The following is a 25,627-nucleotide window of genomic DNA, read 5'->3' as shown; positions in this document are numbered from 1 at the left end:
TTGTTTTTAGCTGTTTATGACTCAAAAACAGTTTAAAAATTGGTCTTCCATATTTTTTTCGACAAATTAAAAGTTGAAAACAATGTATTGACATAAGAATAACCGTTTGTATAATGGCGCAAGAACAAATTTAACAAGTTTTTGCCCTTAACAATCGTAATTTTACAAAGCTGAATATGAAATTATTAATTTTTCGACAGTTAAGATACTAATTTTAGGAGGAAAAAATGAGTAAAATTGCAAAAACAATTCTAACCTGCTACACGACAATACCTACTATTGTCAAAAAAATAGACAAACAAGTCTACAATTCCGCCGTAACATCGCACAACCTTACTTATGGTTACGCAAGGTGCGACGCTTACGGACAAATGAAGGCGATTGCCGAGTTAATTGAAAAGAAAAGCGAACTCTTAGAACTTTTTAACGTAGCAAAAGATGCGCTATCTAAATTAGATAAACTTTCAAGACGCTTGCTTGTTTCTAAGTACATAACGCAACTTAGTTTAGAACAAATGTTAAAAGACAGTAAGTTGCCTCAAACAACGCTATATCGATATTTATCGCAAGCCATAAGCAAATTTGCAAGTAGCTTAATCGTTGACGGATACGACGAAAACTGGTTTTTAAGTACCTATTTAAAGCAAAATTGGATAAAAAAAGTCTACAACAAACAGCAATAAGAAGTAAAAACAATTAAAAAATATATAGCAATCAGCGATAAATTAAAAAAATAAAAATTTTTGTAATCTAAAACAATATTGTAAATTTAGCCAACTAAATATTTAAGGGTAGAAATGTAACTATTAATTTGGGTTTATATATGCCGAGTTACTAGAAATAGTCGTCGTAATAGCGAGGTTTTTGGACTTTGCCACTGTTGTTTTCGGTGTAAGAGTAAGTAGGAAGTTTAGTTTTCTTTTTGTTAGGGGTAAACATTACTACAACCATTACTATTGACGGCACGGTAATTAAAAGAATTAACGCAAGCTGAACCGAATCAAACTTAGGGGAAAAAGGTTCTGTTGGCGTTTCTTCTTTGGGCGGAACTTCGTCTACTATGTCAACCGAAGTGTCGCTAAGCGGGGTAATGTGATTTGTAAGTTCGGGCATAGTAACGTCGCTAGCCGAAACATAGCCAAGATATCCTCTAAAACAAACGTAGTACCACTCGCCTTGCTGAGTAATCAATTTGCCGTAGTAGCCCATAGCCTGCATATAAGTAGCCGAAATCGAGCTAATCGAGGACGAACTAGCCTGTGTATACAGTTTTGCGCTAGATTGACTGACGCTGATAATTGCGCTAGGGTACATTGGCAATTTGGGTACTTCGTTTATAGCTTCAACCGAAGAAATTAATACGTATCCCGATAGCTTTGCATAGTTGTCGGCTTGTTCTTGCACTTCAACCGAGTAAAATTCGCCCGATGTTGCTAAAACTTTTAAATAGTAGGTTGGAATTAGCGCAAATAGGGGCATTGCGGTAGAAGTTGAAGAATAAAAGTAAACATTTCTATTGCGGACTCTTACAAACGTCGGCTGAACGCCCTTGTTTTCCGCATTAAAAATTAAGCTGTTAGGCGTAGAAATTATATTATTTGTATTTGCGTAGGTATTTAGATTGTTAAGTTTATTAGTTTTGTAATTAAGAGTAATCGAGGGTTGTTTTTCTATAATAGTAGCGCAATTTGAGTTATTGCTTGCGGTATGCGTTGTTTTTGTTGTATTTGGAAGTGGCGTAAGACAATTAAAAAATAGCAAACTTTGTGTTAATACTAAGCAAATTAGCATTATAACTACGGCTACTTTTACCGACTTGTTCATAAATACCCTCCTTTTTTTAAGTAACTATACCTTATCACAAGGCATACTAGGTTACTTGACAAAATAGCACGAACAAGCAAGATTTTTGCAAGAAAATTTTTTTGCAAAATTTGTAGTAAAAAAGAAAAATATATTGAGCTAATAATTATTTAAATAAGGTAAAAATGATAAAAGAAAAGTTGCTTAAATTAAAGTCTATAAACGAAGAAATTCAAAATCGTAAAAATTCGCCACTTTGCAATTACAATAAAGTTGTAATACATAAAAAGCAAATGGAGTTTCACAAATGTCTTAAACAAAATCGTTGGGTTTTTGGCGGAAATCGCACAGGCAAAACCGAGTGCGGTGCGGTAGAAACAGTTTGGTTAGCTAGGGGAATTCACCCGTACAGGCAAAACCGAGCAAACGTAAGTTGCTTTGTAGTATCCTTATCTACCGAAGTTCAACGTGACGTTGCGCAAGAGAAAATTTTAAAATATCTCGATAAGCGTTACATAATCGAAGTCGTTATGAATCAAGGTCGCAGGGGTAGTATGGAAAACGGCATAATTGATTATCTTTTGGTAAAAAACGAAGTCGGCGGAGTGTCGAAAGTTTCTTTTAAAAGTTGCGAAATGGGCAGAGAAAAGTTTTCGGGCGCATCGCTTGACTTTGTTTGGTTCGACGAAGAACCGCCCTATGATATTTATTGCGAATGTAAAATGCGTCTTCTTGATAGACGAGGCATAATGTTTGGCACAATGACGCCCCTTAAAGGGCTAAGTTGGGTATACGAAGAAATATTTCTCAATTCTAGCGACGACAAAGAAGTTTGGAGTCAAACTATGGAATGGGCGGATAATCCGTATTTAAATAAAGACGAAACAGCTTATTATACTCAAACGCTTAGCGAAGAAAGCCTAAAAACTAGAAGATATGGACAGTTTTTTACCGGTAGCGGTTTAGTTTATTCCGAATTCGACCCAAACATTCACGTAATAAAACCTTTTGCCGTGCCTTATATATGGTACGACAAATTATCCATTGACCCCGGTCTAAACAATCCTTTAAGTTGCCATTGGTACGCAGTCGACGGTGACGGTGTGGTGTATGTGATAGCCGAACATTATGAGGCGAAAAAAGATGTTTCCTACCACGCAGAAGTAATAAAAAAGATTAGTAACCAACTAGGTTGGCAAACTGATAAAGGTAAAATTTGCGCATTAATAGATTCGGCGGCAAACCAGCATACTCTTGCCAGTAATAAAAGCGTTGCGGAGTTGTTTTGGGAACAAGGCATAGCCGTATCTACTAATGTAAATAAAGATTTGTTTAGCGGAATAAATAGAGTCAAGGGCGCACTTAAACCGCTTGAAGGTAAACCAAAATTGTACATATTTGAAAACTGTGTCAATTTGATTAAAGAAATGCGGGGATATTGGTGGGGTAGTAACGACAGACCAAAAAAAGTCGACGACCACGCCCTTGACGAATTAAGATATTATATTTCTTCTCGCCCCGAGCCTTATACTCCTAAACTAGAAGAACAAAGCCTTATTGCCAAAGACAAGGCAAAATTAGCAAAAAGACTGCAACGTAATCGATTTAACAAATTCTAGTTGCCAAAATAAATTGAAATAAAGATTAATTAAATTTAACTAAGCAAAATTGTAAACTACTTATATCGTATAGTTTTTATAAATTTGTCTAAAAAGGCAGAAAGGCTAAGAGCCATAACTAATATTGTCAAGTGAAATTAAAAAGGAAAACATATATGAAAAAAATACAAAACAACGATTTAACTCAAAATAACGCTAAAAAACAATTAGAAATTACTTCAAATAGTTGCCAAAAAAAAGAACAAGAATTTGTTGAAAATTTGGCTAAACAAGATAAAGAAAGGCAAGGTTTACCCAAACAAGTTTCTACTCGCAAAATAAAAGAGACGCAAGAATACGAAATTGAAAGTAACGGAAGCATTGATATTAAAAAACAATTAGTAAGAAAAGCTCTCGGCTATACCGTAAAAGAAAAAACCGAAGAATATTCGGTCGAAAATGGCGTTGAGGAGCTAATTAAGAAAAAGGTCGTTACAAAGCATATTCCGCCGGACATTGCCGCCTATAAATTAGTGTTAGACAGCGGAGAACAAAATTTACAAGATTACACCGACCAAGAACTTGAAAATATCAAGAATAAATTGCTTGACGAGCTAAATAACGAAATAAAAGCTAAAAAATCTAGCAAAAATTAATGTTAAAATAATTAGCTATAAAAATTATGGTAGATAAAAAAATTAAGTAGCAAAAACAGGAGGAAAAATGAAAAAAGAACAGTTTTATGAGGACTTAGTCAGTAGCGTAAAAAAAGACTTTGAAATACGTCAACAATTAAGACAACCTTACGAACTTGCTTGGCAACTCAATATGAACTTTGTTTCGGGTAACCAATATTGTTCCGGTTCGCCTACGGGGGAAATTGTCGAAGAAGACAAAGATTACTTTTGGCAACAAAAACAAGTTTACAACCATATAGCGCCTATTGTCGAAACAAGAATAGCAAGGCTTAATCACGTAAGACCAAAGATGCTGGTAAGACCTTTCTCTGCCGAAAGCGAGGACATAGAAAGCGCTAAACTTGCTACAAAAATCTTAGGTAGCGTAAGCGAAAAAATGGAATTTGACAAATTGATAATTCAAGCGACTTCGTGGAGCGAGGTTTGTGGAACGGTATTTTATAAGGTTACTTGGGACAATAGTTTGGGCGACGTAATTTACGACAAGGGCAAACAATATCATAACGGCGACGTCAACGTAACAGTTTGTTCGCCCTTTGAAATTTATCCCGATTCTAACGTAGCGTCAAGCGTCGAAGAATGTAATTCGTTAATACACGCTAAGGCTTATTCGGTTGAGGAAATTGCAAGAATATGGGGCAAAAAAGTCGTAGGCGAGGATATAAAAGTTTTTAGTTACAATGGTACGGGGCTAGGCGGAAAAGGCTACAACAGTTCTGTTCCCTCAATTACCCAAGAAACCAAACATAATCAAGCTATTGTTATAGAAAGGTATACCTTGCCAAATAAAGATAATCCCGAAGGCGAACTTGCAATCGTTGCAAAAGACACGTTGCTTTATCTAGGTAAATTACCTTACACAAACGGCGACCAAAACACTAGGGGCATACCTTTTATTAGACAGTTATCGCACACGCAAGTCGGTTGTTTTTGGGGCGTAAGCATAGTTGATAGACTAATTCCCTTGCAAAAAAGTTACAATGCGGTAAAAAATCGTAAACACGAGTTTCTAAATCGAATTGCGGTAGGTATTCTTGCGGTAGAAGACGGTTCGGTAGACACCGATTCGTTGGAAACAGACGGATTAAGTCCGGGCAAAGTAATTGTTTACAGGCAGGGGACTCAAAAACCAAGTCTTTTAGACCCCGGACACGTGCCGGCAGACTTTTCTTACGAAGAAGATAGATTAATCAACGAATTTATAACTATTTCAGGCGTATCCGAGTTAGCTAGAAATAGCACTACGCCCACCCAAGTTACAAGCGGTACGGCGCTACAACTTCTTATCGAGCAAGACGAAACTAGATTGTCTTCTAGCGCCCAAGAAATAAGAAATTCTATCAAGCAAATAGGCAAATATGTTTTGAGAATGTACAAGCAATTCGCTAGCGTTTCTAGGCTGGCTAAGTCGCTTACGAGTCAAGGTAGCGTAGAACTTTATTACTTTACAAATAGCGATTTAACTAGCGACGACATAGTATTTGAAACCGAAAACAAGCTAACCGATAGTCTTGCAAATAGACGTTCGATTGTAACAGAATTGCTTAGAGCCGGCGTTCTTCAAGACCACGAAGGTAATCTTACCGAGCAAGCAAAGCTAAAAATACTAGAAATGTTAGGGTTTGGCAACTGGGAAAGCGCAAAAGACGTTGCAAGTTTGCATAGACAAAAGGCGATTAAAGAAAATCTCGAATTAAAAGTAGGCGAATTGCCCTTAGAAATCGACAATCACCAAATTCATATCGAAGAACACGTCGCTTATTTAATTTCTCCCGAAAATAAGGATATTAGCAAAAGGAAATTCGACTTAGTTATGGAACATATCAACTTGCACAAACAAATGGAGGGCGAAAATGTACGGGAAATATAAGAGTCTAGAAGAACTTATCAAAGGCTATCAAAATCTCGAAGCCACTTTTACAAAAAAATGTCAAAAAATTAAAAGCTTAGAAGAAAGTCTTGAAGAAACTCAAAAAGACAATGACATAAATAGCAAAGCGAATGACTTAAATACGCAAGACGCCGGCATAAATACCAAAGAAAACGACTTAGACATTAAAACCGAGTTAAATAATATAAGCGAGCTAAAAACTAATCAGGTCAACGCAAGCGACATTGAGCAAGACGCAAATTTCATACTCAATCAAAAAGATATTAGTAATCAAAAAAGCGTCTTAAATACCCAAGAAAAAAATTTAAGTAATCAAGATAGCGTCTTAAATACCCAAGAAAAAGATGTTTCAAAAGAGAAGGCGATACAAAAATTACTAGATGTCGCCGAACAAGTTATAGATAGTCAAACCATTAATAAAAATAGTACAAGCAATCCGCTTGAAGCGGTTGAGTATATAGACGGTACAAGCAAAACTTCGTTTGATACATCAAGCGTAGTCGTGGGCAAAGCAGGCAGTCAAGAGATTTCAACCGAGCAAAACACTCAAAACAAACAAGAAATTTCTAATATGCAAACTTTGCCCTTGCCACCGAGCGTGGAAAAAGAGGAGTTTTACGCTAAGTACCCCTTAGCAAATTGTTTCTTTGACCTAATTGAAGATAAAATTAATTTCAACCCGCCTAGCCAGATTACCAGTAGAGAAAAAGTCTTGCTAGGTATCATTTGCGACTCTCCCTTGTTGTATCAAAGTTTGGCAAAAAAGCAAGAGTTTGTAGATTTGCTACTAGAAAATAGACAGCTTACCGACAAACTTAGCGCAAAAATGATTGCTAAATTACAAGGGAATACAGTTCCGCAAACAATCGGGCAAGGTAGCAATTATCCTCTTACTCCGCCTAACAAACCAAAAACGCTTGAAGAAGCAAATAAACTAATTAAACATTATCTATAAAAAGGAGAAAAATATGGTAACACTTTCAACAGCCGATAATGCCTTAAAGGCGCTATATCTTTCGGTAGTTTCAGACCAACTTAACACAAATACTAACCCTCTATTTAATCGTTTCAAACAAACCGAAAGCGACGTTTGGGGAAAAGAAATAATCAAACTTGCGCCCTATGGCGTAAACGGAGGTATCGGGGCTGGCACAGAAACCGATACTTTGCCTAAGTCGGCAGAGAATAGATACGCTCAATTTAAGTTATCGCTTAAAAACTTGTACGGCGCAATCGAAATTTCGGACAAAGCCATAAGGGCTTCGGCAAATAATGCAGGCGCATTTGTAAATTTGCTTAACGCCGAAATGGACGGTCTTATTAAAGCTAGCAAATTTAACTTTGGCAGAATGTTATTCGGCGACGGTAGCGGAAAACTAGCAACCGTTGTTTCTGCAACCGGCAAAACTATCACGCTTGACACCATTCAATACTTAATGGAAGGTATGGTTATTGATGTTTGTAGCGAAATGGGCGTAGGCAAGTCCGGTCTTACCACAAGAAGAATTGTTGCGGTAGATAGAGCAAACAAAAAAATTGTAGTCGACGGCGCAGACATTGCAAGTTCTTCGGTAACTAATACCGATATCATTACCGTTCAAGGCAGTTTTAACAATGAAATTACCGGTTTAGGCGCAATTTTTGGCAACAGTCAAACACTCTATTCAATCGATAGGGCAAACAACGCTTGGCTTAAACCATATAACGCAACTATGGCAAATATTAGCGATATGGGTATTCAAACCGCAATAGACGAACTTGAAAACGTTTCGGGTAGTTCTGCCGACTTCATTTGTTGCAGTTATGGCGTAAGAAGGGCGTATCAAGATTATTTGAGAAAAACCTCTTATAATGTAAACTCAATGGAACTTGAAGGCGGTTACAAAGCCATTAGCTTTAATGGAATACCGCTTGTCGCCGATAGATTTGTAGCGCCTAAGACAATGTACATACTAAATACCGCCGAATTTTCTTTGCATCAATTATGCGATTGGAGATGGCTAGAAGGCGAGGACGGAAAAGTTCTTAAACAAGTAGCTAGCAAGCCAATCTACACCGCAACGCTTGTAAAATATGCTGATTTAATTTGTAATAAGCCTAGCGGACAAGCAGTTCTTACGGGAATTACCGAAGCTTAGTTGAGATTTTTAGCCTTGCTAGCTTAGTTTAGCAAGGCTAAACTTACTTAAAAAAGGAAAACGAAAATGAAAGATTATCTTGTAGAAATATATGACGACGTGTTTGGGGTTGCCCCAAAAATTAGAAGCATAGATAACTATCTTGTGGCGTACAACCCAGCAAAAAGTCGCTACGAGATAAGAAACGGCGTAACTAAACGTATCGAACTAATCATTCCATATTCTTGTCTTGACCAACGAAGTATCGAATTGGTATACCGCACAAGAAAGGAAAATAGCGACAGCGTGTTTGCCGAGATTGAAAGAAATAATCAAAATATTGAAAAAATAAAAAGACAAAATATTGAAAAAGATATTGAAAAGATTTTGGAAAAGGAGAAAATTATATGAAGTTAAGCGAAATTATCCAACTTGCCGACCTGTTACTTGGAACAAAAGTAGATAGTAATGTCTTTGTCAAGACAAGTATGGACGCAGAATTGTCAAGCTATTTAAGTCAAAAGCCGTTGTCGTTGCTTTGCGAATGCGCTAATCTTACGCTTGCCGAAATTGCTTGCGATTACATACAACTTTGTTACAAAGAAGTTATCGTAAGTAACGGCATAATCGATTACAAGGCATTTACAAAAGATGTGTTAAGCGTGCTTAGAATAGAAGACAACAAACAAAAAATTAAATTTAGATACACTTCAAGCGGAGTAGAAACCGATAAAGGCGGTAAATTTGAAGTTATATATACTTATAAACCTAAAAAGTGCGGTTTTCTTGACGAAGTCGAAAAGAGCGTAGCCATAACAGATAGGTTAATCGCCTATGGTATTGCTAGCGAATATTGCTTGCTTAGCGGAATGTACGACGAAGCTAGTATTTGGGACAAAAGATATAAAGATGCGTTAAGGTGTTCTGCAAGAAAAGGCGAAATTAAAATTTTGCCTCGTCTATTTGTTTAGGAGAAAAATATGTTTTATGAAAAAACCCTTCTTGTAAAAAGAACAAGTCAAAAAATTATTCCTATTAAATTTGACGGCGGAATAAATACCGTAGTAGACGAAATGAGTCTACCGCAAAACGTTGCGGTGTGCGAGTATAATTGTAGCGGAGCAAGCGGAGGGCTTAAAAGCATAGGCGGAATAGATAAACTTACTCTTAGCGCAAATGGCGTTAGCTACGACGTAGTTTCGCCCAACGGCAAATTCTTTGTTAACGGGTGGTACTATACATTAAATAACGGCTTAAATCGTGACGACAGGCTGATTATGCTTTTAGACGACCATACCTTGTACGATTATTCCTTTGTAGGTAACGCTAACCCTAAGAAAATCGAAGGAATAACCCTTTCGGGTAGAAGTTGCGGAGTTCGATATAAAATCGACCAAAAAGATTGCCTATTACTGTCTAGCGACGTTGAAGGAATGTATGTTTATGACGGTAGTACGGTATCGTTTGTTCCAACCGCTCCAAAAATGATTAGTATGTGCATACACTACGAGCGTTTGTTTGCAACAAGCGGAGATAATGTTTTGTGGTTTAGCGACGATTTAAACCCAACAAATTGGAATATTTCGCTTGACCAAGCCGGCTATATTGAGTTTAGCGACAATTTTGGAAAAATTATCAAAGTAATAAGTTACCTTGACAATGTTTTTGTATTTAGACAATTTGGAATTACTAAGTTAACAGCTTACGCCGAACAAGAAAGTTTTTCGGTAACGCAATTATTTTGCAGTAGCGGAATAATTTATCCAAAAACAGTAACTATTTGTGGCGATATTGTTATGTTTTTAGCTAGCGACGGACTATATGTGTTCAATGGAGTAAACGCTGTAAAAGTACTGGGTAATTTAAATATTTTTGACCAAAGCAACCAACAAGCTTGCGGTATATATGATAAAGGTAAATATATTCTTGCTTGCAAACTTAAATTTTCCGCAGGCGAGGGAGTTCTTTGCGAAAAAAGTCAATACAAAAACAACGCATTAATTTATTATGATTTGGATAAAAGGCAACAAGAAATCGTGAGAGGAATTGACTGTTTAGAAATGATAAATTGTTTAAACGATAGCCTTGACCTTGCGGTAATTCTTAACGGACAAACTAAGCTAGGCAAACTTAGCCTTAGCCACTTAATGTTTGAACTTCCGCTTCCATACATAAGAGTTTGTCCTTTAACCGACCTAGGACTTGCAAATCGCTATAAATTAATTAAGAGCGTTATGCTTCTTACCAAACAGAAAGTTACAATTAAGATTGAACTTGACGGAGAAACTTTCTACTTTGATGTGTTCGGCAGTAAAGAAATACAAGAAGTTAGAATAAATATGCAGGCTAAATTAATAAAAATTAGCTTTTTAGGCGTAGACGCCGATATAAGAGCTACTTCTTTATTGTATTCGGTATGTTAGGAGAAATTTATGGATTACGGAAAAATTGCATATTTGCAAACTCAGGAACTTAATAAAAGATTGTCTAACTATATAATAAATCAAGATAAAAGCTATTACCAAAGCATAGTCCAGACAAAAAATGCCGAGATTACAACAAGCTTAAATTATGTAGAATTTTCGTTTATCTCTTGCGGATATGCGTGCGCTCAATTGTTTGGCAATTTGTGTAGTCAAAGTCAACAAGTAATTAAAGTAAATTATCTTATTAACGGCGCAGATTGCGGAGAAATTGTAATTGACTGTAAGACGGGTCAATCTTATGCGTTTAATTTTGCTAAGTCGGTAAACGTCGTAGGACTATGCGTAGTAAAGGCTGTGTTTACCGTAAGCGGTAACGCTAGTTTAAATAACGTAGTGTTAGTAGCAAGCGGGAAAAATTTAAGTTACGGAAGTTCTTTTTCCTCAATAGGGGCTAGTAAAAATAATAATGACTGTTTTTATGCGGTGGCGACAAACAATAAGTTAAGTATCTTTACCAACGATTTGGCAAATTGCCAAGTTTATGACCATACGCAACGAATTGATAAGCTAAAACTTTTCTTCCTCGGCGCTAAAAAATATGTTTTCTTTACAAGCTTAGGCGTACTAAGGGTAGCCGAAATTACATTAAACGGCATTCAAAATATTAAAGAAATTTATCAAAGCGTCGCCGACTACGATATTGCAAACACCAGTAGCGGAATAGCCGTTTATTTGTGCGTAAGAAATAATCTTTACCAAGGTTTGCTTGACCAACAATTTGTGTTAGGAGCGATAAGCAAGGTTGATTTAGGTGGTAAGGTTAGCAGTTGCAGGGCTTATGTAGAGGGAAATGAAATATTTCTTGCAATCGAGCAATATAACAGCAAATTAGTAAAAAGTAGTCAAATTAACTCAAATTTTCAAAAAATAGCCGACTTACCCAATGGAAAAATTAAGGGAATAGCCAAAGTCGCAGGAAAAATTTGCATAGCTACTTTAAACAATTCGGTTTGCCAGCTAAGTAGTCTAGAAGCTAACAATACGCTTACGGCTAGCCAAACACATTATTTGTTCGACTGCGCTTTAATTGAGGACAAGCTGTTTGCGTTTGACCAAGACACAGCAAAAATTATTAATTTATAGGAGATAATATATGATAAGAACACCAAGTAAAATTGCCATCAGCGGAGATTATACGCCTTCAAAAGTGGTAGCTCAAAAAATTAGACTTAATTCTTCGCCTACGAATGTTTTTTCTAAAAAGAATTTTAGCGAACCTACTTTTGCCGAATTAATTGAAAAAAACAATCAAACAGGCGGTAACAACCAAGAGGGAAGTGATAAAGAAGAGCCAAAAGACGAATATCAAAAGTTTCTTGACACTCTAACCGAAGTCGACAATAAATATAGCTTTGAATATCATACGCCTAAACTTGATTTGCCGGGCGAGTTAGGCGGAGAAAATCTTGTTTACAAAATGCCTACTCATAGCGAGCTTTTTAAAAAGGCTAAACAATCTCTCGAAGCTAAATATATAAGTAAAAGAGATAAAATTAAACAAGACCAGTTAAATAAACAGTATGATACTCAAAAAAATATTAAGCAAGAGGAATTTTACGCTCAAAGAAAAATTGACAAACTCGCAAGCCAGCTTGCCGAGAATATTGAAAAATTACAAGGCGAAATAGTAAATAAAGGTCTTAGCCGAAGTAGCATAGCGAGTAATTTGAAAAAACAAGAGGGCGAGCGAATAGAAGGACAAGTAGACGAGGTCGAAAGCATTAAAATAATGAACGTCGAACTGCTAGAAGAAAAAATTGACCAAATAATCGAAGAAACAGCCAGCGCCCTTGAAAGTTTAAGTCAAGTAAACGACGCCGAGCTACAAGCGCAAATGAGCAAACTTCTTGAAGATGCGCTTGCCCAAAAGCAAGAAATAGACAAATATAATAATTCTCTAACCGCAAATCGCAGTAAATTTTTGCTCAGCAAAGAAGAAGTTATTGGCAAAGCTAAGCGAGCCGAGCAAAATAGAATTGGAAAAATTATCAGTTTGTACAATGAAATAGGCGGAAATGAATATCGAAAGCAAGCTCTTAAAGAAAAATTAAATCTTACCAAAATGTATTTTGACACTATCGGCAAGGAAAAGGCAAAAGAATTACTTTCTTCTTCAACTATCTTGCAATATTACTTAAAAGATTATTACGACGCTATTGTCAGCTATGTAGACAGTATGAAATAGTAATTTTTTAACTTATTTAAATCTAAAAATTTATTTTTTAGTTCGTAAAATTATAAATAATCAAACAATAAAAAGGGGAGAAATATTCTCCCCTTTTTTTTCTTATATTAAAATTAAATAAAAGTTTAAATTATTCTATTGAAATTGAGTCTGTTTCGGTTTGAGGCGTTAAATGAAGTTTTTTTGTAAAATATTTGCTATGCGACTGTTCAAAAAATTCGATAAAGTTGATACATTTAATAATGTAGAAAGAATAGTAGCTAATTATTAAAGTGACTACTACGCCGATTACGCCGACCTTAATGGTGTCAAAAAGCAAAACTGTTAGGAAGCTCAATGCTATCCAACAAGTAATTATAATAGCCGTCTTATATAAAACGTGACCGAAACGGTCGACTACTTTTTTAATGCCGTCTTTTAACGCAGGCAACGCTTTATATCCGTTAGTTGCATATTCGGGTAGCCAAAATGCAAGTATGGTAAGTCTTACTGAATAGGCCAAAATACCAAAAAGAATTATTAATATAATACCTACAACACGAAAAACAGTTAAAAAGGCAAAATACATTGCAATTATTCCGCAAAAAGTAAATATATCAAGTATAAACGATAGCAGTAATTGACAAATTGAGAATTTGCAAGCGTAGCCTATTTTTTTAACAAAAAACCACATAAACGGGCGATTGTTGCCGGTTTGCATAAATTCTAACAATGTCGAAGCTATCGGTAAATCTACAATAGACAACACAAAACGATATACTACAAACGCAAGAACCAAAACAAAATAAGAAAGGTATATAGAAACAAACAGCCCTTCGAAATTTTTAATCGAGTTTGCCACAAGATTAATAATGTAGGTTATTTTGTTGGCAACCTCAACGCTATCAAAACTAGTGTTTGTAATTAAATTATACAGTTCGATAAATTCGGTTGAAAGGTCAATCTTACGAATAATGTCTAATACCGAAGAAAAGGTAGGGTAGACAATCAAGGCTACTAAGGCTATAACAAAAGCGATTACTAACATTTGTACAATAACCGAGCGAATTGCCGTGCCGGTAGTATTTCTTGCTAAACGTAATGATTTTTTGAATGTCATAAAGCTATCTCCTAGTTAAACAAGTTAGTCTTTAAGTCTTTGCGTTCGCCATTTGTCAAATCGATGTATGTTTTAAAACTAAATGCGGGTATTTCTATTAGCCAAAACAAAGCAAATGCGGTTGCGACAATTAAATGAATGTATCGACTTAAAAAAGAGGGGAACAGATTGAGTATAACATTACTTCCGCCTAAAACCAATAGGCTTGCAATTACTAAAACCCAAAGTTTGATAAATACAATGCCAAAACTTTTGCTTACTATTTGAGCCGAGTAACTCATAGCTACGTTTAGTTTGTAGCCGTCCATAAGTCTACTAGGCACAGTACAAAGGGTAGCTACCACTATAATAGTTATTATCGTAAAAAACAAAACTATAAGTAACAAAGAAATAGCGATAATTATCCATTTGCGAGTTGTTGTTGAAATAACTAATAGAATTAATCCGCTTGTCGCAAGCGCAAGAAGTTCGCAACAACATATCAGTAAAAACGCATAAGAAAATACCGTTAAAAAAGATTCGTTTATATAAGTGGCAAGATTATTGTAACGTTTAATGCCTAGTCGCATGTGGCGTTCAACCGCCGAAAAGGTACAGCAAAGCGATAGAACAGCAAGAATACCGCCTAGCGCCCACGCCCACCAACGAGGCGTAAAGTTGATTAAACTAAAATAGATGTATACGTCGTTAAAAAAGTCGGTTAGGACAAATGCCTCTTGTTGTTTTAAAATCTTTATTAAAAAATCTATCGGCGTTAAATTTGCGTAAGAAGTTGTGGCGAATGCCATTAGCAAGGCTGGCAAAATGCAAAAAGGTAGCAAAAAGAAAAAATTGCGAAATACGTATGAAATTGACGAGTCACTTTGCTTGCGCATAAAACTTCCTCCGTTTGTACATTGGTTTACATTATACAATACAATTTATTTTTTTTCAACTGATAATAAAAAATATTAAGGCTTTTATGTAGTAATTTTGTTTTTTATAAGAAAAACTCTAATATATTAAGCAAAAGTTATAAAAAGTAAGGTTATTCTATTAGTAAAATAGTTTTAAAATAAAATTAAATATATAAGAGTTATAAAAATTAGACCTTCTAAAAAGAAGGTCTAATTTAAATTAAATAATATGTAGGGAAGTTTAATTACATATAAATGCGAAGAATACCATTGATGTTTGCAAAAATGTCGGCAGAAACGGCTTCTTTAAAGTCAAATTTAGCTACGCCAAACTTGCCGTTAGATTTAATTTGGAAATTGTGAAGTTTCCACGATTTGCCAACTTGGGCAAATTGTTCGCCATCGCCTTTAAATAGCGCCAACACTGCGTGTCCTTTTGTCGCCATAGATAGACTTGGGAAGTTGACCGAAAACACAACGTTTTTGTTGACGTTAAATTCCTTGATAACTTCTGCTGCAATTACTGCGCAGTTGTCTTCGGCTTCGGGCGTGCTTGCTCCTAAGTGGGGAGTAGTTACTATGCCGTCAATACCGAGTAATTTTGCATTTGGAAAGTCTGTGCAATAACGGTTTACTTTACCTGACTTAACCGCAGTTATGATATCGTCGTCGGCAACAAGTTCGCCTCTTGCAATATTGATAATGTTTACGCCGTCCTTCATTGTAGCTATTGTGGTAGCGTTAATCATACCACGAGTGCTGTCAAGTAGAGGAACGTGAATTGTGATAAAGTCGCTATCTTGATAAAGTTGTTGCAATGTAACATTAGTTACGCCTTGCGGGTAGTCTGCGTCTGCCGTTACGTCACGAGCCTCAAAATATAGTACCTTCATACCTAACGCCATTGCTGCAACGGCTACTTTTTTGCCGATACCGCCTAGACCGATAATGCCTAAGGTCTTGCCTGTAATTTCGTGACCAACAAATTTGCTTTTGCCTTTTTCAACTTGGTCTTGTACGGTTGTTTCGCCGTCTTTTGTGCCTTGAACCCAGTTAATAGCGGGTATTATGCGTCTACCGCACATAAATAAAGAAGAAAGAACAAGTTCTTTTACCGCATTAGCGTTTGCGCCGGGTGTGTTACAAACTATAATGCCTTCTTCTGCGCAACGGTCGGTAGGAATATTGTTAACGCCTGCGCCACAACGAGTGACAATTTTAACGCTCTTTGGAAAAACGTAGTCGGTTAATTTGTATGCACGAAGCATAATAGCCTCAGGAGAGTCGATATTGTCGCTTAATGTATAAGCGTCGCCTAACGTTTGAGCCGCTAGGGGACTAATACTGTTAAATGTTAAAATCTTCATTAATACACCTCAATAATTTATTTGCATTCGTTTAAGTGTTTTCTCTCAAACTCACGCATAAAGTTAAGTAGATAATCTACCATTTCGTCGGTTACCGCATTATAGAAGCTTGCACGTAGTCCGCCAACGCTCTTGTGTCCTTTAATAGATACAATCTTAGCTTCTTTTGCTTCGGCAACAAATTGAGCTTCAAGTTCGGGAGTTTGAGCGTGGAAAATTAGGTTCATAACCGAACGGTCTGCTTTGTTTACGGGGTTGCTAAACATTTTGCTGTTATCTACGTAATCATAGAATCTCTTTGCTTGCGCTTCGTTTTGAATTTGAATACCTTCTACGCCACCCTTGCCTTTAAGCCACTGTAACATTCTTAGCAAAACATATACTGCAAATGTAGGAGGAGTGTTGTATAAGCTGTTTGCGTCTGCGTGAGTCTTCCATTTCATTATGCTAGGACAAATCGGCATTGTATAATCGTTGTCAACTAAATCTTTGCGAACAATAACCGTTGTTAAGCCTGCGCAAGACATATTCTTTTGAGCGCCTGCATAAATAACCGCAAAGTCAGCTACGTTAATAGGACGAGAGAGTATGTCAGAAGACATATCGGCTATCATATTAAGGTTTGTCTTAGGATATTTTGTCATACGAGTGCCAAAAATTGTATTATTGCTTGTAACGTGCAAATAAGCAGCGTCGGGTCTAATTGGTAAATTCTCTACGCTAGGAACATAGGTGTATTTAGCTTCTTTACTTGACGCTACAATATTAACGTCGGCGTAAGGCTTAGCAAGCGTTGCAGCACGTGTTGCCCAGTGACCGCAATCAAAGTAATCGGCTTTGTTATTTTTGCCAAGCAAGTTAAGTGGAATAGCCTCAAACTGTTGCGTTGCTCCACCTTGTAAAAACAAGATGTAATAATTTTCTGGGATATTGAGAAGCTCCCTCAATAGCGCCTGAGCATCATTGTTGACGGCTTCGTAAGGTTTAGCTCTGTGGCTACCCTCCATGTGGCCGTAACCTGCTCCGTCGGTGTCGAGAAGCTCTTTTTGAATTGTTTCGAGTACCTCAACAGGCATTGTTGACGGACCTGCCGAAAAATTGTAAACTCTCATAGTTTCCTCCTAACAAAAAAATATTTATGCAATAAGATTAACTTATCTTGCCGATTGTATTATATACTTAGTTGACTTTTTTGGCAATAGATAAAGGAGTAAATTTTCACAAATAAATTAAGTTTAACAAGACTTTCACAATTACTAAAAAGAGAACAAGATTTATCTTGTTTAGGCTAATAATAAACAAATGGTTGAAAATGTAATGTAGAGTATTATACTTGATTAAATGTTAAAAATTAGTTATAATGAATATAAGAAAAGGTATAAGTTGCGAGTAAAAACTCACAAGACACAAATCAAAGTACCTTAAAAAAGGATATATGAACAACCAAAATCAAACAGAAACAGAAAAAAACAATCTTAAAGGTCAAAATGACACTTTAAACGTCAAACTTGACAACCCTCAAACTAGCTTAGTAGAAACTATTTCAAAACCTATCAATAAAAATAATATTAGAAGTTTTGGCGGTAATAGTAGTCGAGGCAAGGGCTTCTCGGGCAACAAAACTTCAAACAAAAACAATCAAGCAAACACAACAAAGCCAACGCAAGAGGCTAAAAAGGAAGGCAACGCAATTTTCCTTGGCAAAGAAAATGCCGAAATTGCAAAGGGCGCTTTAACCGCTAAGACTCAACCGCTTGCAAACAAAAATAATAATCAACCAACTAAACCTAAAAACGCCAACAACCAAAACAACCGCCAAGCCAAAAAAGGCGGGCAAAATAAAATTGACGACACTATACTTAATACCGAAATCGGCGAAGTTTTACAAGAAAAAGGCAAACATTCTACAAAAAATTCGGCAAAATTAAGAGTTGTCTTTTTAGGCGGAGTGGGAGAAATCGGCAAAAATATGACCGCCTTAGAGTACGGCAACGATATTATTGTCGTAGATTGTGGCGTAAGCTTTCCTACAAGCGATATGCCCGGAATTGACCTAGTAATACCCGATATTACCTATCTTAAAGAGAATAAAACCAAGATTAGAGGGTTACTTTTGACGCACGGACACGAGGACCATATCGGCGCTGTGCCTTTTGTAGCAAAAGATTTGGGGTTAATTGATATTTATGGTTCTAAATTGACGCTAGCCCTTGTTGAAAATAAATTAATCGAGCGTAACGCTACCGAAAACGTTAAAAAGCACGTTGTAAACGACCAAGACGTAGCCAAATTAGGCGTATTTAGCGTAGAATTTTTAAGAGTAACTCACTCGGTTGCCGGCAGTCTTGCGCTAAGTATTACTACCCCTGTCGGCGTAGTTTTCTTCACCGGCGACTTCAAAATCGACCACACGCCCACGCACTCTCTACCAATGAATTTACCTAGAATTGCCGAAATAGGCAGTCACGGGGTAGCCCTTTTGCTTTGCGACAGCACTAATGTCGAGCGAGAAGGATACACCCCCAGTGAAAAAATTCTTTCTCAAAAATTTAGAGAAATATTTGAAAGAGAAAAGAGTCACCGACTATTTGTAGCTACTTTTTCTTCTAACGTAGATAGATTACAAGAAGTATTTGACCTTGCCAAAGAATTTGGGCGTAAGGTTGCAATCTCGGGTAGAAGCATGCAAAACGTAGTGGAAACAGCAGGTAACGCCGGCTACATTAAATATGACAAAAATATTCTCATACCTCTAAATCAACTTGAAAAACAACCCTACGACAAAATGGTTATTCTTACAACCGGCAGTCAAGGCGAGCCAATGAGCGCATTAACTCGTATGGCAAGCGGAGAATTTAACAAAATTGCTCTTAGCAAAAATGATACTATTATCATTTCAGCAACGCCCATTCCCGGCAACGAAAAGGACGTTTATAGAGTAATTAACAATTTGTTTAGGCTAGGTTGCAACGTAGTTTACAGCGAGATAGAGGACGTTCACGTTTCGGGGCACGCTTATAAAGAAGAACTTAAATTAATACACAGCCTTGTTATGCCTAAATTTTTTATTCCCGTTCACGGCGAATATAGACATTTATGGCAACATCAAAGGCTAGCTATCGAAATGGGTTTGTCACCCAAAAATAGTACTATTGTAGAAATAGGCGACGTAGTAGAACTAGGCAAAGATAAAATGACTATTAAAGAAAAAGTCGTCGCAGGCAACGTATTTATCGATGGTCTAGGTATCGGCGACATAGGCAGTAATATTCTTAAAGATAGACTTGCGCTTGCCGAAGACGGCATTGTCATTGTCGTATGCGGAATTGAGAATGGTCAAGTTAGCGCAAAACCCCAAGTGTTTAGTCGAGGGTGTTTTTATACCGGCGATAACTCTAACGAAGGCACAGTCGAGGAGATTAAACAGCTTGTGAGGCAGGAGCTTGCCTCTGCAAACCTTGTAAAGTTAGACGTGTCCAGTATTAAAGGGGCGATTACAAAGCAACTGAGAGGCTATTTTAGAAAGAAATTCCAGCGTTTTCCTATGCTACTTGTAGTTGTAATGTCAAGCGAACTTGACGTATAGAATACTATTACAGAAATAGATTGATATACTGTTTTTTATAAAAAATTGATAAAATTAGAAGAATTAGAAAAGCGCGCGAGGGCAAATCATATTCCCATTATGCGTCCTCAAACAGCTAAAATACTTAAAGATTTAGTTCAACAAAGACAGCCTCAAACCGTACTCGAAATAGGTACGGCGTGGGGATATTCGACCTTAATCTTTTTATTATTTAGTAACGCTACCGTAAACACAATAGATATTTCTTCTTCCGCCCAAGAGCAAGCTCGGGCAAATATTGTCGATTGCGAAGTCGAAACAAAAAGAGTTAATTTTTTTTGCGGAGATAGCGCCGAGATAATTCCGCTTGTGGGCGGAAAATACGACTTTATTTTGCTTGACGGGGCCAAATCGCAGTATTCGGCTTTACTGCCATATTTAATAGACTTGCTTAGTAAAGACGGTATTTTGTTTGCCGATAACGTTCTTTTTATGGGGCTTACCAAGCGTGCTGACAGCTTGCCAAATAATCATAAACATATCACCATAGCAAGAAATATGGCAAAATTTTTAAAAGAAATTACAAGTCAAACAGAGTTAGACACAACTATTCTTGACGTTGAAGACGGCGTAAGCATAAGTAGGCTTAAAACTTAACTTAAAATTATACCACTTACCTTAATATAAAGTTATCAAATTAAAGAATAGATTAAGAACGATAAATACAATTGAAAAAGATTAATTTAAGCATTGATTAAGAATTGATAAAAAGGATTAGACTAAAAATGAAAAAAATCGAACTGCTAGCGCCTGCCGGCGACAAGGAAAAATTAAAAACCGCTCTTCATTTTGGAGCAGATGCGGTATATCTAGCTGGCAAAAATTACGGGTTAAGGGCGTTTAGCGGTAACTTTGATATAGAAGAAATTGAAGAATGCGTTAAGTTTGCTCATTCTATGGGCAAAAAGGTCTATGTAACCGTAAATATATTTGCTTACGACGACGACTTTGACGGGCTGAGGCAATATTTGCCCCGGTTAGAAGCAATAAATGTCGACGCTATTATAGTAAGCGATATAGGGTTAATTACTCTTGCTCGTGAAGTTACTCCAAATCTTGAAATTCACTTGTCAACCCAAGCAAGTATAACTAATAGTAGAGCGGTAAATTTCTATAAAGATTTAGGCGTAAGCAGGGTTGTGCTTGCAAGAGAATGTAGCTTAAAACAAATTAGTCAAATTATTAGTAATACTTCTTGCGAGATAGAAGCCTTTGTTCACGGCGCTATGTGTATTTCTTATTCGGGCAGATGTTTGCTCTCTAACTATTATGCAAATAGGGCAAGCAATCGTGGCGAGTGCGTTCAAGCGTGCAGGTGGAACTATCTTGCTAAACCTCTTGAAATTTGTCCAAGCGACAAACCCGAGCAAACCTTAGAAATGTTTGAGGACGAAAGAGGGACTTACCTACTTAACAGTAAAGATTTAAATATGATTAGTCATATCGACAAGCTAATTCAAAGCAAAATAGCTAGTTTAAAAATAGAAGGGCGAATGAAATCCGCTTACTATGTTGGTACGGTAGTCAACGCATATAGACGAGCCATAGACAATTACTACGCAAACCACTTTGAAGTAGACAAGCGTCTTTGTCAAGACTTAGATAAAGCAAGCCACCGAGAATATACTACGGGCTTTTATTTTGAACAATCTAATAGCCAAAATTACGCAAGTAGCCGAGCGATAGGCGAAAGTCAATTTGTCGCAGTGGTTAAAGATTACTCAAATGGCAAAGTTAAAGTTGAGATGCGTAACAAGTTTGTCAAGGGCGAACGGCTTGAAATTTTGTCAAATAACGATAGTTTTAACCAAAGTTTTGTGGTCGATAATATAATCGATAGCTCGGGAACAACGGTTGAAGAAGCAAAAATTGTTCAAGCAATCTATACTTTCGATTGCCCATATCCTTTAAGTCAATACGATATATTGAGAAAAACACAATAAAATCATTAAAAATTAAAAAATTTGTAATAGAATATGCAAAAATTTAAATATTAAATTGACAAATCAAATGTGATAATGTAAAATAACTAATTGTATTACAATAATTATGAGTTTCATAATTGGAGGACGTTAAATGAAAAAAGCTACTACTATTCTATTAGTTCTTGCTCTATGCCTAACAATGATATTTGGGCTAACAGCTTGTGGCGAGACTAAATACACCGTTACGCTCAATCTAAGTGGCGGTAATGTTGAAGGTAATTCTTCTGCGGTTATGCTTAAAGAGAATCAGCTTACGAAGAATGATATACCCGAACTAACCTATGACGGTCATAAGTTTATGGGTTGGTACACTACCAAAGGTTACGAGGGCAAACCTATTGAGCTACCTTATACTGTAACTAATAATATTACCTTATACGCTAGATGGGAAAAGCTCGATGATTACTTTACGGTTGTGTATTTTGTCAACAGCGGTAGCGAACCGCCAAAAGGCGCTTACAAAGAGCTACTTAAAGAACCTAAGACTACAAGAGATAATTATATTTTTCTAGGTTGGTATGACAGCGCTTCTTTTGCAGGCGAAAGACTTCAATTTCCGCTTACAATTGATAAAGATACCGAGTTATTCGCTAAATGGAAACTTGAAGAAGGTTTCTTCAACTTCTCATTTGTTGATGGAGATGATAGCGAGTTTGATACTCTTAAACCCAGAGTCGCTCAAAGTATAGATAAACTGCCCGTTGTTAGCAAAGAAGGTCACAAATTCTTATATTGGACATATAACAACAAAAAGATTGAGAAATTTCCCTTTATTCCCGCTACGACAGATGAAAATGTTAAGTTAGTGGCGACTTGGGAGATTATTAGTTATACTATCACTTTCTTTGACGGCGATAAAGAATTGCAGAAACTGACTTTTCCTTATAATAATAAGATAATCCTACCGGCTGACCCTACAAGCGAACAAGGTCTTATTTTTGCTAATTGGTGTACGGACAAGTCTTTAACAAGCGAATTTAAACTTGAAAAGATGCCTGCTAGCAATATCAGCTTGTACTCAAAGTGGAACAGTCAAGGTCTTGAATTTATATTAATTAATAATGATACCGAATACGCTTTGTCAAGCGTAGGCACTTGTAAAGATATCTTTATTACCTTACCTACCGAATATAACGGCAAACCTGTAACTAAAATTTTAAGCGGAGCTTTCGAGGGCGCTAGTTTTGTAAAAAACATACTTATTTCTAGCAGTATTAAGGAAATTGAAAGAAACGCTCTTGCAGGGTTGACCGGACTAGCCGAAATAGAATTGCCGTTTATTGGCAAAAATGCTTCTGCAACAGGCAAAGAGGGTTTGTTTGGCTATATATTTAGCGACGCTTCAAAAAATAACTTAACAAGAATAATTCAAAGATTTAGCGACAATGCCCAAGATTATCTTGTTAGCTATATTCCTAGCGGTCTAGCTAAGGTTAAATTTAGCAAACCCGTAGTTATTGGCGAAGGATTAGTCGTTGGCGACGGCGCATTTAACGCTTGTTCTACAATTAAAGACATTACTTTCTCAATAATTAAGAATGGCTCATTTGGTAAACTTGCTTTTGCAAATATGACTAGTCTTGCCGAGTTTACGTTGCCCGATACCATTACAACTATTGGCGAACGTGCATTTGAGAATTGCTTTGCGCTCAAACGCTTTGTAATAAAAAAGACAGAATCAAAACTTTCAACTATTGGCGAGTACGCCTTTGCAAACTGTTTTGTTCTTGACTCGATAGAATTACCCGCTGGCGTAACCAAGATAAATAACGGCGTATTCAATAATTGCTACAAATTAAAGACCGTTGTAACTAACACTAGCCCGACCGAAATAGGCGACTACGCTTTTGCAAACTGCTTTATTTTAGGAGATTTAGCTCTTAACGATTTAACAAAAATCGGGGAAAAAGCTTTCTTTAACTGCAAGAATATCTTTTCGTCTAAGATTAAACAACAAGACGTTGAGGTAACAGGTTTAGTTAACTTTGGTAGCAAACTGGAAGTAATTGGCGTAAGCGCATTTGAAGGTTGCGCAAGTATTAAGACTGTTAATTTTGACATCAAATCAATTATTAAAGAGATAAGTAGTCGAGCTTTTGCAAATTGTAACAGACTAGAAAGCGTTTCTATTGCAAAATCCGTAGAGACTATTGCAAATGACGTTTTCGTAGGTTGTTTAAGACTTGTTAACATTAGAAATTTAAGTCTAGCTGACTTTGGCGCTTCGGCAAACTTTGGTGTTCCGGCTAATTTGGGACTTGAAGTAGTAACAACAGATAAAGAATTTGCAAACAAAATATCTTTCGACAAAGAGAAAAAGATTTACGTATTTGAGATTACAAACGACGAAGTTATCAACGGCAAATATGTATATGGCGCAGACATTTCTCTTGAACTTATACTTGATGATACCTTTAAAGGAATTTATTCCTACGCATTTGCCGGCAGTTCTGGCTTAAAGAGAGTAGTGTTATCTAAGACAGTTTCTTATATAGGCGAATATGCTTTTGCAAATTGTAGCGCTTTAACTTCGTTTACCTTTGATAAAGACAACATAGTTGTTAAAATTTCAAATGGTATGTTCGAAGGTTGCTCATCGCTAGCTAGCATAATTTTACCAAAAGAAATTACAGAAATTGGAAATAGAGCTTTCTTCGGTTGCGTCTCTTTAAAATCTATTACAATTTCTTCTACAACTTGCCCAGTTTTAGGCGAAAAAGTATTTTACGCTTATGACAAAAATAACGTTGAAGTTGTAATCGATGGTTTAATGATTACAGTTCCCGCTGATAAATTAATCGATTATAAATATGCCGATGGTTGGAAAGATTATAGAGCAAGACTTGTAAAAGCAAAATAATTAATATTTTAAACTTTTAATAGTAAAATTCCTCGTTTAGATTAAACGAGGAATTTTTTTGTCTAAAAATACATTTGCCTAAAAACTATTCTAAAAATTATTACAAAGCTAAATTTTGTAAGCAAAGTCTTTTTACATATTGCTATTTCAATTAGTAAGGGCAACTTCATTATTTAATTTAGCTTTTAATTTTTGTAGAGCCTTAGTTTCTATTCGAGAAATGTAACTGCGAGAAATACCAAGTTGTTTTGCTGTTTCTAGTTGAGTTAGGGGAGCAAGACCATCTAGTCCGTAACGCTTAGTAACTATTTCTTGTTCTCGTTGAGTTAAACAAGTCGTCAAGCAGTCGTTAAGCTTTTTACTAAGAATTGACAATTCTACTTGATGGAAGACATTGTCTTCGCCTTCGCTAAGTACGTCCATTAGCGTGTAAGAATTGCCTTCGTTATCAACGCCGATTTGGTCTTGTAGATAAACGGTATTAGAATATCGTTTGTTAGAACGAAGCATCATAAGTATTTCATTTTCGATACAGCGAGCAAGATAAGTCGCAAGCGCCGTACCATGTCCTAACTTGTAACTTGCAATTCCCTTTATTAAGCCAATACTTCCAACCGAAATTAAGTCGTCAAATTCGGCAGAGCCTTTGTATTTTTTAGCAATATGGGCGACTAAGCGAAGATTATGATTTATCAGTTTTTCTCTTGCGTATAAGTCGCCGTTTTTAGCTAGTTCTAAATATTTTCGTTCTAATTCGATAGGTAGAGGGCGAGGATAACTTGCGCTTTTTGTAAAAAAGCCTGTAAAAAAGAAAGCGTGACTGAGTAAATCGAGAATATTCATAATAAACTCCGTATTTGTTATTTATTAATAGTGTATTTACCTTGCAATACGGTTTATTAGTTAGCGCTTGTACCTTTATTAAATATGCTTGTATCTTTTTTGTTTATCTAATTTTAATATTTTAACTTGTATTTATCTTGCAATGGGTTTGTGTTAAAGACGCTTGACAAAATA

Annotated in this window: 21 protein-coding genes; 15 read left to right on the top strand and 6 right to left on the bottom strand. The window is 36.3% G+C overall.

Features of this window, described 5'->3' with window-relative positions; all coding sequences use genetic code 11:
* Window positions 1-227 precede the first annotated feature (227 nt).
* The gene (locus RR062_01760; GenBank protein MEG2026438.1) at window positions 228-683 is read left to right on the top strand and encodes a hypothetical protein; all 456 of its coding nucleotides are present in this window, start codon (window positions 228-230) and stop codon (window positions 681-683) included.
* A gap of 151 nt (window positions 684-834) precedes the next feature.
* Here the strand turns inward: RR062_01760 and RR062_01755 are convergent, their stop codons facing one another.
* Complete coding sequence (locus tag RR062_01755) at window positions 835-1,824, bottom strand: hypothetical protein (protein MEG2026437.1); 990 nt, start codon at window positions 1,822-1,824, stop codon at window positions 835-837.
* A gap of 164 nt (window positions 1,825-1,988) precedes the next feature.
* On the opposite strand from RR062_01755, the gene RR062_01750 reads away from it, so the two are divergent.
* The 10 genes from RR062_01750 to RR062_01705 all read left to right on the top strand — a co-directional run bounded on the left by RR062_01750 (window position 1,989) and on the right by RR062_01705 (window position 12,778).
* Window positions 1,989-3,422 carry a terminase family protein gene (locus RR062_01750; GenBank protein ID MEG2026436.1) on the top strand — a complete coding sequence of 478 codons (1,434 nt, stop codon included), beginning with the start codon at window positions 1,989-1,991 and terminating at the stop codon, window positions 3,420-3,422.
* 155 nt (window positions 3,423-3,577) lie between these two features.
* Entirely contained in the window at window positions 3,578-4,057 is a 480-nt protein-coding gene (locus RR062_01745) for a hypothetical protein (protein MEG2026435.1), read from the top strand.
* A gap of 67 nt (window positions 4,058-4,124) precedes the next feature.
* Window positions 4,125-5,969, top strand: a complete 1,845-nt coding sequence (locus tag RR062_01740) for a hypothetical protein (protein MEG2026434.1) — start codon at window positions 4,125-4,127, stop codon at window positions 5,967-5,969.
* On the top strand, window positions 5,953-6,945 hold the full coding sequence (locus RR062_01735; protein MEG2026433.1) for a hypothetical protein: 993 nt from the start codon (window positions 5,953-5,955) through the stop codon (window positions 6,943-6,945). The genes RR062_01740 and RR062_01735 overlap by 17 nt, the downstream gene beginning before the upstream one ends.
* A gap of 13 nt (window positions 6,946-6,958) precedes the next feature.
* On the top strand, window positions 6,959-8,128 hold the full coding sequence (locus tag RR062_01730; GenBank protein MEG2026432.1) for a phage major capsid protein: 1,170 nt from the start codon (window positions 6,959-6,961) through the stop codon (window positions 8,126-8,128).
* 66 nt (window positions 8,129-8,194) lie between these two features.
* Entirely contained in the window at window positions 8,195-8,518 is a 324-nt protein-coding gene (locus RR062_01725) for a hypothetical protein (GenBank protein ID MEG2026431.1), read from the top strand.
* Window positions 8,515-9,078, top strand: coding sequence for a hypothetical protein (locus tag RR062_01720; GenBank protein ID MEG2026430.1), 564 nt, complete (start codon window positions 8,515-8,517; stop codon window positions 9,076-9,078). Before RR062_01725 ends, RR062_01720 begins: the two co-directional genes overlap by 4 nt.
* 9 nt (window positions 9,079-9,087) lie before the next feature.
* A complete protein-coding gene (locus tag RR062_01715) occupies window positions 9,088-10,530 on the top strand; it encodes a hypothetical protein (protein ID MEG2026429.1) in 1,443 nt (480 codons plus the stop codon).
* Window positions 10,531-10,539: 9 nt separating this feature from the next.
* Window positions 10,540-11,676, top strand: coding sequence for a hypothetical protein (locus RR062_01710; GenBank protein ID MEG2026428.1), 1,137 nt, complete (start codon window positions 10,540-10,542; stop codon window positions 11,674-11,676).
* A gap of 10 nt (window positions 11,677-11,686) precedes the next feature.
* A complete protein-coding gene (locus RR062_01705) occupies window positions 11,687-12,778 on the top strand; it encodes a hypothetical protein (protein ID MEG2026427.1) in 1,092 nt (363 codons plus the stop codon).
* Between the two features lie 130 nt (window positions 12,779-12,908).
* Here the strand turns inward: RR062_01705 and RR062_01700 are convergent, their stop codons facing one another.
* The 4 genes from RR062_01700 to serC all read right to left on the bottom strand — a co-directional run bounded on the left by RR062_01700 (window position 12,909) and on the right by serC (window position 17,252).
* Window positions 12,909-13,877: a hypothetical protein gene (locus RR062_01700; GenBank protein MEG2026426.1), complete on the bottom strand. Its 969-nt coding sequence runs from the start codon at window positions 13,875-13,877 to the stop codon at window positions 12,909-12,911.
* Between the two features lie 11 nt (window positions 13,878-13,888).
* Complete coding sequence (locus RR062_01695; protein ID MEG2026425.1) at window positions 13,889-14,752, bottom strand: hypothetical protein; 864 nt, start codon at window positions 14,750-14,752, stop codon at window positions 13,889-13,891.
* A gap of 266 nt (window positions 14,753-15,018) precedes the next feature.
* Complete coding sequence (locus tag RR062_01690; GenBank protein ID MEG2026424.1) at window positions 15,019-16,140, bottom strand: 3-phosphoglycerate dehydrogenase; 1,122 nt, start codon at window positions 16,138-16,140, stop codon at window positions 15,019-15,021.
* 17 nt (window positions 16,141-16,157) lie between these two features.
* Window positions 16,158-17,252, bottom strand: a complete 1,095-nt coding sequence (gene serC, locus RR062_01685) for a 3-phosphoserine/phosphohydroxythreonine transaminase (protein ID MEG2026423.1) — start codon at window positions 17,250-17,252, stop codon at window positions 16,158-16,160.
* Window positions 17,253-18,010: 758 nt separating this feature from the next.
* Here serC and RR062_01680 point away from each other — a divergent pair.
* From RR062_01680 to RR062_01665, 4 genes are all read left to right on the top strand, one after another.
* Window positions 18,011-19,726, top strand: a complete 1,716-nt coding sequence (locus RR062_01680) for a ribonuclease J (protein ID MEG2026422.1) — start codon at window positions 18,011-18,013, stop codon at window positions 19,724-19,726.
* Between the two features lie 45 nt (window positions 19,727-19,771).
* Entirely contained in the window at window positions 19,772-20,362 is a 591-nt protein-coding gene (locus RR062_01675) for an O-methyltransferase (GenBank protein MEG2026421.1), read from the top strand.
* A 128-nt stretch (window positions 20,363-20,490) separates the two neighbouring features.
* A complete protein-coding gene (locus tag RR062_01670; protein ID MEG2026420.1) occupies window positions 20,491-21,708 on the top strand; it encodes a U32 family peptidase in 1,218 nt (405 codons plus the stop codon).
* A 133-nt stretch (window positions 21,709-21,841) separates the two neighbouring features.
* Window positions 21,842-24,610: a leucine-rich repeat protein gene (locus RR062_01665; protein MEG2026419.1), complete on the top strand. Its 2,769-nt coding sequence runs from the start codon at window positions 21,842-21,844 to the stop codon at window positions 24,608-24,610.
* Between the two features lie 147 nt (window positions 24,611-24,757).
* Here RR062_01665 and sigK read toward each other — a convergent pair whose 3' ends face one another.
* Window positions 24,758-25,453 (bottom strand): RNA polymerase sporulation sigma factor SigK, encoded by a 696-nt coding sequence (sigK, locus tag RR062_01660; protein ID MEG2026418.1) that lies wholly within the window; start codon window positions 25,451-25,453, stop codon window positions 24,758-24,760.
* Window positions 25,454-25,627: the final 174 nt, after the last annotated feature.

Source organism: Clostridia bacterium (genome assembly GCA_036654455.1).
In the GTDB taxonomy this organism is placed as follows: Bacteria; Bacillota; Clostridia; order Christensenellales; family CAG-314; genus JAVVRZ01.
This window is presented reverse-complemented; position numbering and strand designations above follow the sequence as displayed.

Coding starts and splice junctions, on each gene's coding strand:
- RR062_01760 (MEG2026438.1), top strand. CDS start 228: ATGAGTAAAATTGCAAAAACAATTCTAACCTGCTACACGACAATACCT.
- RR062_01755 (MEG2026437.1), bottom strand. CDS start 1,824: ATGAACAAGTCGGTAAAAGTAGCCGTAGTTATAATGCTAATTTGCTTA.
- RR062_01750 (MEG2026436.1), top strand. CDS start 1,989: ATGATAAAAGAAAAGTTGCTTAAATTAAAGTCTATAAACGAAGAAATT.
- RR062_01745 (MEG2026435.1), top strand. CDS start 3,578: ATGAAAAAAATACAAAACAACGATTTAACTCAAAATAACGCTAAAAAA.
- RR062_01740 (MEG2026434.1), top strand. CDS start 4,125: ATGAAAAAAGAACAGTTTTATGAGGACTTAGTCAGTAGCGTAAAAAAA.
- RR062_01735 (MEG2026433.1), top strand. CDS start 5,953: ATGTACGGGAAATATAAGAGTCTAGAAGAACTTATCAAAGGCTATCAA.
- RR062_01730 (MEG2026432.1), top strand. CDS start 6,959: ATGGTAACACTTTCAACAGCCGATAATGCCTTAAAGGCGCTATATCTT.
- RR062_01725 (MEG2026431.1), top strand. CDS start 8,195: ATGAAAGATTATCTTGTAGAAATATATGACGACGTGTTTGGGGTTGCC.
- RR062_01720 (MEG2026430.1), top strand. CDS start 8,515: ATGAAGTTAAGCGAAATTATCCAACTTGCCGACCTGTTACTTGGAACA.
- RR062_01715 (MEG2026429.1), top strand. CDS start 9,088: ATGTTTTATGAAAAAACCCTTCTTGTAAAAAGAACAAGTCAAAAAATT.
- RR062_01710 (MEG2026428.1), top strand. CDS start 10,540: ATGGATTACGGAAAAATTGCATATTTGCAAACTCAGGAACTTAATAAA.
- RR062_01705 (MEG2026427.1), top strand. CDS start 11,687: ATGATAAGAACACCAAGTAAAATTGCCATCAGCGGAGATTATACGCCT.
- RR062_01700 (MEG2026426.1), bottom strand. CDS start 13,877: ATGACATTCAAAAAATCATTACGTTTAGCAAGAAATACTACCGGCACG.
- RR062_01695 (MEG2026425.1), bottom strand. CDS start 14,752: ATGCGCAAGCAAAGTGACTCGTCAATTTCATACGTATTTCGCAATTTT.
- RR062_01690 (MEG2026424.1), bottom strand. CDS start 16,140: ATGAAGATTTTAACATTTAACAGTATTAGTCCCCTAGCGGCTCAAACG.
- serC (MEG2026423.1), bottom strand. CDS start 17,252: ATGAGAGTTTACAATTTTTCGGCAGGTCCGTCAACAATGCCTGTTGAG.
- RR062_01670 (MEG2026420.1), top strand. CDS start 20,491: ATGAAAAAAATCGAACTGCTAGCGCCTGCCGGCGACAAGGAAAAATTA.
- RR062_01665 (MEG2026419.1), top strand. CDS start 21,842: ATGAAAAAAGCTACTACTATTCTATTAGTTCTTGCTCTATGCCTAACA.
- sigK (MEG2026418.1), bottom strand. CDS start 25,453: ATGAATATTCTCGATTTACTCAGTCACGCTTTCTTTTTTACAGGCTTT.